The organism is Stenotrophomonas sp. STEN087 (genome assembly GCF_056759115.1).
Genome location: NZ_JBRRCR010000134.1, coordinates 1 through 6970 on the forward strand (window position 1 = coordinate 1; position 6970 = coordinate 6970).

Here is a 6970-nt window from a genome sequence, read left to right on the forward strand (position 1 = left end):
TCCGACCCCGTGCCGACCCACGGTCGGCACCCCCCCTCAGCAGCCGGTTCCACCCGCGCGCGGGAAACTGTGGCAGGCGGGGGGGGGCCGGGTGCGGGGGGGTGAGCGGCCGGGGCCCGGGGCATGCCTCGGGCGGGTTGGGCAGGACGCCCAACCCCGGTCTTGCCGTGTGCGCAGGACAGCGCACACGAGCAAGCGCGACCAAGCCCCCATGGGTGAGGGCGCTTTGCTTGCGAAGCACTGCTTCGCAAGCGCCCGAACGCACAGCCGCCAGCGGCTGGGCCGGACTGGGGGTTTACGGCGTCCCCCTCAACCGGCCCCACCCCGCCAACCCACGGATAGCCCGCTGTTGCTGTTGACGTTGCAGTTGCTGTTGCCGGCCAGCGGCCGGCACTACCGGGCGTTACGCCGCGATCCGCAGGATCGGCTTCAGGGTGATCCCGCGCGTGCTGTCCTCGGCCGCCTGGTTGATCTGCTCCAGCGGATAGAACTTCACCAGCTTGTCGAACGGGAAGCGCCCCTGCAGGAACAGCGTCACCAGCTGCGGAATGAACACCTGCGGCACGCTGTCACCTTCGACGATGCCGCGGATGCTGCGACCACCCAGCAGCAGGTTGTTCACATCGAAACTGGCCGTGGTGCCCAGCTTCGGCGCACCCACCACGCCCATCATGCCCAGCCCGCCCAGCGCCTCGATGCCGGCCGACAGCACTTCCGGGCGACCGGTAGATTCCAGGGCAAAATCGGCGCCGCCACCGGTGATCGCACGCACCGCTTCAACCACGTCGGTCTCGCGGCTGTTGACCACGTGGGTAGCGCCCAGCTCCAGTGCAAGCTCCAGGCGCGACGGCACCACATCGATGGCGATGATGGTGGTGGCACCGGCCACCTTGGCCGCCATCACCGCACTCAGGCCCACCGCGCCGGCACCGTAGCTGGCGAAGCTGCTGCCCGAGCGCACCTTCAGCGAATTGAGCACCGCACCGGCACCGGTCTGGATGCCGCAGCCCAGCGGGCCCAGCAGTTCCAGCGGCGCATCGTCGGGCACCTTGATCGCGTTGATCTCGCGCGCGATGGCGAAGGTGGCGAACGAGGACTGCGCGAAGAAATGATCGTGCAGCGGCTGGCCCTGCGCATCGGTGATGGCGGTATGGCCGTGGCCATCGTCGCCGCCGAAGTTGAGCCCGAAGAAATCCTTGCAGTAGGCACCGTGGCCGCCGCGGCAGGGATTGCAGTGGCCGCAGGCGCCGTAGGTCAGCACCACGTGGTCACCCACCTTCAGGTCGCGCACGTTCGGGCCCACGGCTTCGACGATGCCGGCGCCTTCATGGCCGAGCACCGCCGGCAACGGCACCGGGTAGTACTGGTCGCGCACGATCAGGTCGGTGTGGCAGAGGCCGGTGGCCACCACCTTCACCAGTACCTCGTCGTCCTGCGGGCCGCGCAGCTGCGCCTGCTCGATGACGAAAGGCTGTTCCTTGCCGCGGACCACGGCGGCGGTGATCTCACGCGTTGCGGTGTTGTCGTTCATCGTGATGGTTCCTTCGATCAGATCGGATAGGCGGGCGCTTCGCCCTTGACGGTCAGCCACTGCCACTGGGTGAACTCTTCCCAGTTGGCCGGGCCGCCGATGCTGGTGCCGTTGCCGGACGCACCGACGCCGCCGAAGGGATTGATCACTTCGTCGTTCACCGTCTGGTCGTTGATGTGCAGCAGGCCGGTGCGCAGGCGTTCGCCGAGCTTCAGCGCGCGGCCGACGTTGCTGGACACGATGGCCATCGACAGACCGTATTCGCTGTCGTTGGCCAGCTGCACGGCCTGGTCGTCATCATCGAACGGCACCACCACGGCCACCGGCGCGAAGATTTCCTCGTTGAATGCCGGGTTGTCGGCAGCCACGTTGCCGAGCACGGTGGGCGCGAAGAACAGGTCCTGGTGCGTGCCGCCGGCTTCCAGGGTGGCGCCGGCCTTGACCGCGTCGGCCACCACGCGGGCGGCGTGGTCGCGCTGGGTGGCGTTGATCAGCGGTCCGATCGCCACGTCTTCGCGTGCCGGGTCGCCGACCTTCAGCGACTTCGCCTTGGCCACCAGCTTTTCCAGGAACGCAGCGTGGATCTTTTTGTGCACCAGCACGCGGCCGGTGGCCATGCAGATCTGGCCCTGGTGCAGGTACACGCCCCAGGCAGTGTTGGCGACGGCCAGGTCGAGGTCGGCATCGTCGAGGATGATCAGCGAGTTCTTGCCGCCCAGTTCCAGCGAGACCTTCTTCAGGTACTTGCCGGCCGCTTCGCCGACCTTGCGTCCTGCAGCGGTGGAACCGGTGAACTGGATCATCGCCACGTGCGGATCGCTGGTCAGCGCGGCACCGGCGGCGCCGTCACCGGGCAGCATGTGCAGCACGCCGGCCGGCAGCCCGGCCTGTTCGAACAGGCGGGCGATGACCGCGCCACCGCACACCGCGGTGCGCGGGTCGGGTTTGAGCACCACGGCATTGCCGAGCGCGATGGCCGGTGCCACCGCACGCATGGCCAGGTACAGCGGGAAATTGAACGGTGAGATGACCCCGACCACGCCCAGCGGACGGCGCCGGGCCAGATTCAACCGGCCCGGTTCGGAGGGCAGGATTTCACCAGTGCTGCGCGAGGGCAGCGCGGCGGCTTCGTGCAGCGCCTTGATGGTCACCTTGGCCTCGAAGCCGGCCTTGAGGCGGGTCGAGCCGCTTTCGCGCACCAGCCAGTCCACCAGGGTGTCGATGTTGTCTTCGGCCAGGCGCGCGGCCTGGCGCAGCACCTGCGCACGCTGTTCATAGGGGGCGGCGGCCCAGCCCTGCTGGGCCTGCGCGGCGGCGGCAGCCGAGGTGGCGACCTGGGCGGCGTCGGCCAGGCCGACCTCGCCGAGGGTCTGGCCGGTGGCCGGTTCGATCACCGGCTGGCGCTGGCTGGCGGCCTGCCACTGGCCGTCGAAGAAGGCGCCGGACCAGAGTTCGTCCGGCAGCCACGGGGAAGATGCAGTCATGAGGTGTCCTCCTGTGTCGTGCGTCCATTGCACGCCTGGCCCGCCGCGCAGGCAATCGGCCATCGGTGCGATCTCGGCAAGGGCTTGAATGGAGGGGACTTTCCAGCATCACCACTGTCCAGTGCGTGGACAGTGAACGGCGCGGCCGCGGGCGACTGCCTACAATGGCGGCCCCCGCCAGCCGAAGCGCCCGCCATGACCGACCCCGCCCTGCCCACCGACGACCCGATCGCCGCCACCCGCCTGTGGCTGGAGCGCATCGTGATCGGCCTGAACCTGTGCCCGTTCGCCAAGGCCGTGTACGTGAAGGACCAGGTCCGCTTCGTGCTCAGCGATGCGACCACGCCCGAGGCGCTGGTTGAACAGCTGGCCGAGGAACTGGTGCTGCTGCGCGACACCCCGGCCGAGCAGATCGACACCACCCTGATCGTGCATCCGCAGGTGCTGACCGATTTCCTCGACTACAACGACTTCCTCGACAACGCCGACGCCGCCATCGAGGCGCTGGACCTGCAGGGCATCCTGCAGGTGGCCAGCTTCCACCCGGACTACCAGTTCGATGGCGTGGCCGCCGACGATGCCAGCAACTACACCAACCGCGCACCCTTCCCCACCCTGCACCTGCTGCGCGAGGAAAGTGTGGAACGCGCGGTGGACGCCTTCCCGGACCCGGACGTGATCGTCGAACGCAACATCCAGACCCTGGACCGCATCGGCGTTGCCGGCTGGCACCGCCGCCTGCGCGGGGAAGACCTGTCGTGAGCGCGGTTCCGCCCATCGCCGCATGGCCGGCAGCACCGCTGCAGGGCAAGGTGGTGCTGGTCACCGGCGGTGCCAACGGCATCGGCCGCGGCGTGGCGCAGGCCGTGCTGGGCGCCGGTGGCCGCGTGCTGATCGGCGACCTGGACGTGGAAGCAGGCCAGGCCTGCCTGGACGAATGGCAGCGTGGCGATGATGCCGCGTTCCAGCGCCTGGACATCGCCGACGAAGCCAGCGTGCGCGACTTCATCGGCGCGGCGCAGCAGCGTTTCGGCCGCATCGATGGCCTGGTCAACAACGCCGGTATCGCCGGCCCGCACGGCACCGTGCTGCAGGACATGGAATGGGACGAGTGGCAGCGACGGCTGTCCTCGCTGCATGGCGCGTTCCTGTGCAGCAAGCATGCGCTGCCGGCACTGAAGGCCAGCGCGGCCGGTTCGATCATCAACGTCGCCTCCACCCGCGCGTGGCAGTCGGAAGCCAACAGCGAGGCCTATGCCGCCGCCAAGGGCGGGCTGGTGGCCTTCACCCACGCGCTGGCGATCAGTGCCGGCCCGGCGGTACGCGTGAACAGCATCAGCCCCGGCTGGATCGGCACCACCGCCTGGCAGGCTCCTTCGCGGCGGCATGCGCCGGAGTATTCGGCCAGCGACCACGGCCAGCACCCGGTCGGGCACGTGGGCGAGCCCGAAGACATCGGCGCACTGGCGGTGTACCTGCTGTCGTCGCTGTCCGGTTTCAGCACCGGGCAGGATTTCATCGTCGACGGCGGCATGACGCGGAAGATGATCTACGCCGATTGAGCGATGTACGGTAGCGCCGGGCCATGCCCGGCGGCTCTTGTTGCCGCGCCGCGCTGCGCGCTCGCCGGGCATGGCCCAGCGCTACTGGTATGCACCGCGTTCTTTCGTTTACGCCATGCCCGAATGGCGCAGCAACGCGTCGATCTGCGGCGCGCGGCCGCGAAACGCCTTGAAGTTCTCCGCCGCCGGACGGCTGCCACCGCGCGAGAGGATTTCGTCGCGGAAGCGCGCACCGGTTTCAGCCAGCGCCTGCGGGGCTTCTTCGAACGCCGCATAGGCATCGGCGCTGAGCACCTCGGCCCACTTGTAGCTGTAGTAACCGGCCGCGTAACCACCCGCGAAGATGTGGCTGAACTGGTGCGGGAAGCGATTCCAGGCCGGCGGATGGTTCACCGCCACTTCGCTGCGTACGCGGTCCAGCAACGCCAGCACGCTGTCCTGCGCCGGTTCGAACTGGCTGTGGATCAGCATGTCGAACAGGCCGAATTCCAGCTGGCGCACGGTAGCCATGCCGCTGTGGAAATTGCGCGCCGCCAGCATGCGCTCGTACAGCGCGCGCGGCAGCGGCTCGCCCGTGTCCACGTGCGCGGTCATGCCCTGCAGGTGGTCCCATTCCCAGCAGAAGTTCTCCATGAACTGGCTGGGCAGCTCCACCGCATCCCACTCCACGCCGTTGATGCCGGCCACGCCGAGTTCGCCGATGCGCGTCAGCAGCTGGTGCAGGCCGTGGCCCATTTCATGGAACAGCGTGGTCACTTCGTTATGGCTGAAGGTGGCCGGCTTGCCGTTGGCACCGCGGCCGAAGTTGCACACCAGATAGACCAGCGGCGTCTGCACGCTGCCATCGGCGCGCTCGCGACGGTTGCGGCAATCATCCATCCACGCGCCACCTCGCTTGCCTTCGCGTGCATACAGGTCCAGGTAGAACTGGCCGACCAACGCACCCTGCGCATCGACCAGGCGGAAGAAGCGCACGTCCTCGTGCCACACCGGCGCGCTGTCTTCCTGCACACGCAGGCCGTACAGCTGCTCGATCACCGAGAACAGGCCGCCGAGCACCTTCGGCTCGGTGAAGTACTGCTTCACTTCCTGCTCGGAATAGCTGTAGCGCGCCTGCTTCAGGCGGTCGGCGGCGAACGCCAGGTCCCAGGCCTGCAGGCTGTCGATGCCCAGCTGGTCACGGGCGAACTGTTCCAGCTCGGTGCGATCCTTGCCGGCGAACGGCTTGGCACGCACGGCCAGGTCACGCAGGAAGGCGAGCACTTCGGCCGGGTCCTGCGCCATCTTGGTGGCCACCGAATAATCGGCGTAGGAGGCAAAACCCAGCAGCGCGGCCAGTTCGGCGCGCAGGGCGAGGATGCGGTCGATGTTGCCGCCGTTGTCCAGCGCTTCATCGCCGAATTCGGACGCACGCTGTGCGCTGGCGCGGTACAGGATCTCGCGCAGGTCGCGGTCTTCGCCCCAGGTCTGCACCGGCAGGTAGCACGGCATCTGCAGGGTCAGTTTCCAGCCGGGCTTGCCGTCCTTTTCAGCGGCGGCGCGGGCAGCGGCCTTGACGTCGTCCGGCACGCCGGCCAGCCGCGCTTCGTCTTCCACGATCAGCGACCAGGCATCGGTGGCGTCGAGCACGTTCTGCGAGAACTTCGCCGACAGCGCCGACAGCTCTTCCTTGATCGCGGCGAAACGCTGCTGGGCGTCGGCGTCGAGTTCGGCACCACCCAGGCGGAAATCACGCAGGGTGTTGTCCAGCACCTTGCGCCGGGCCTCGTCGAAGCTGGCCGCTTCCGGGCTGGCGGCCAGCACCTGGTACTGGCGGTACAGCGCCAGGTTCTGGCCCAGCGCGCTGGCGAAGCGGGTCACCCGCGGCAGGTTGCTGTTGTAGGCCTCGCGCAGCTCGGGGGTGTTGACCACGCCCTGCAGGTGGCCGACCAGGCCCCAGGCGCGCCACAGGCGTTCGGTGGCATCGTCCAGCGGGGTCACGAAGGTCTCCCAGCACACCGGCTGCACCTGCTCGGCCGTTTTGACGGCTGCTTCGGCGTCGGCCAGCAGCACATCCAGCGCCGGCGCCACGTGCTCGGGGCGGATCGCCTCGAAGGGCGGCAGGCCGGAAGCATCGAGCAGGGGGTTGGCAACGGTCACGGCAGATCTCCAGGAAACGGACCCGGCAGGCGGGCATCCCTGTCCATATGGCGCTGGCCGGGCCGCCAGACAAGGGGGAGGCATCGCAGGGCCTGCGGCCCTGCACCCGCTGGAGCAGGAGCAACATCAACGGCGACAGCAGCGTTACAGGTTTGGCGGGGGGGGGGGGGGGGTCGCGGGGCGCGGCCCTATGCCCCCCCGTAGCGGGCGGGGGCCCCCCCCGCCGCGCCCCCCCCCGCCCCCCCCCCCCCCCC

5 protein-coding genes are annotated in these 6970 nt (G+C 68.9%); 2 read left to right on the forward strand and 3 right to left on the reverse strand.

Features of this window, described 5'->3' with window-relative positions; genetic code table 11:
- Positions 1–403 precede the first annotated feature (403 nt).
- Complete coding sequence (locus ACVOK1_RS19795; RefSeq protein WP_108770065.1) at positions 404–1531, reverse strand: NAD(P)-dependent alcohol dehydrogenase; 1128 nt, start codon at positions 1529–1531, stop codon at positions 404–406.
- Positions 1532–1548: 17 nt separating this feature from the next.
- A complete protein-coding gene (locus ACVOK1_RS19800) occupies positions 1549–3015 on the reverse strand; it encodes a benzaldehyde dehydrogenase (protein ID WP_481563022.1) in 1467 nt (488 codons plus the stop codon).
- A 195-nt stretch (positions 3016–3210) separates the two neighbouring features.
- On the opposite strand from ACVOK1_RS19800, the gene ACVOK1_RS19805 reads away from it, so the two are divergent.
- Together ACVOK1_RS19805 and ACVOK1_RS19810 are read left to right on the forward strand one after the other, a co-directional pair.
- Positions 3211–3777 carry a DUF1415 domain-containing protein gene (locus ACVOK1_RS19805; RefSeq protein ID WP_164075555.1) on the forward strand — a complete coding sequence of 189 codons (567 nt, stop codon included), beginning with the start codon at positions 3211–3213 and terminating at the stop codon, positions 3775–3777.
- The gene (locus tag ACVOK1_RS19810) at positions 3774–4577 is read left to right on the forward strand and encodes an SDR family oxidoreductase (protein ID WP_481563023.1); all 804 of its coding nucleotides are present in this window, start codon (positions 3774–3776) and stop codon (positions 4575–4577) included. The genes ACVOK1_RS19805 and ACVOK1_RS19810 overlap by 4 nt, the downstream gene beginning before the upstream one ends.
- Before the next feature lie 108 nt (positions 4578–4685).
- On the opposite strand, the gene ACVOK1_RS19815 is transcribed toward ACVOK1_RS19810, so the two are convergent.
- The gene (locus ACVOK1_RS19815) at positions 4686–6716 is read right to left on the reverse strand and encodes a M3 family metallopeptidase (RefSeq protein WP_481563024.1); all 2031 of its coding nucleotides are present in this window, start codon (positions 6714–6716) and stop codon (positions 4686–4688) included.
- Positions 6717–6970 lie beyond the last annotated feature (254 nt).

Bases quoted from the DNA above. Each gene is read 5' to 3' on its own strand.
- ACVOK1_RS19795 (WP_108770065.1), bottom strand. From the start codon at position 1,531: ATGAACGACAACACCGCAACGCGTGAGATCACCGCCGCCGTGGTCCGC.
- ACVOK1_RS19800 (WP_481563022.1), bottom strand. From the start codon at position 3,015: ATGACTGCATCTTCCCCGTGGCTGCCGGACGAACTCTGGTCCGGCGCC.
- ACVOK1_RS19805 (WP_164075555.1), top strand. From the start codon at position 3,211: ATGACCGACCCCGCCCTGCCCACCGACGACCCGATCGCCGCCACCCGC.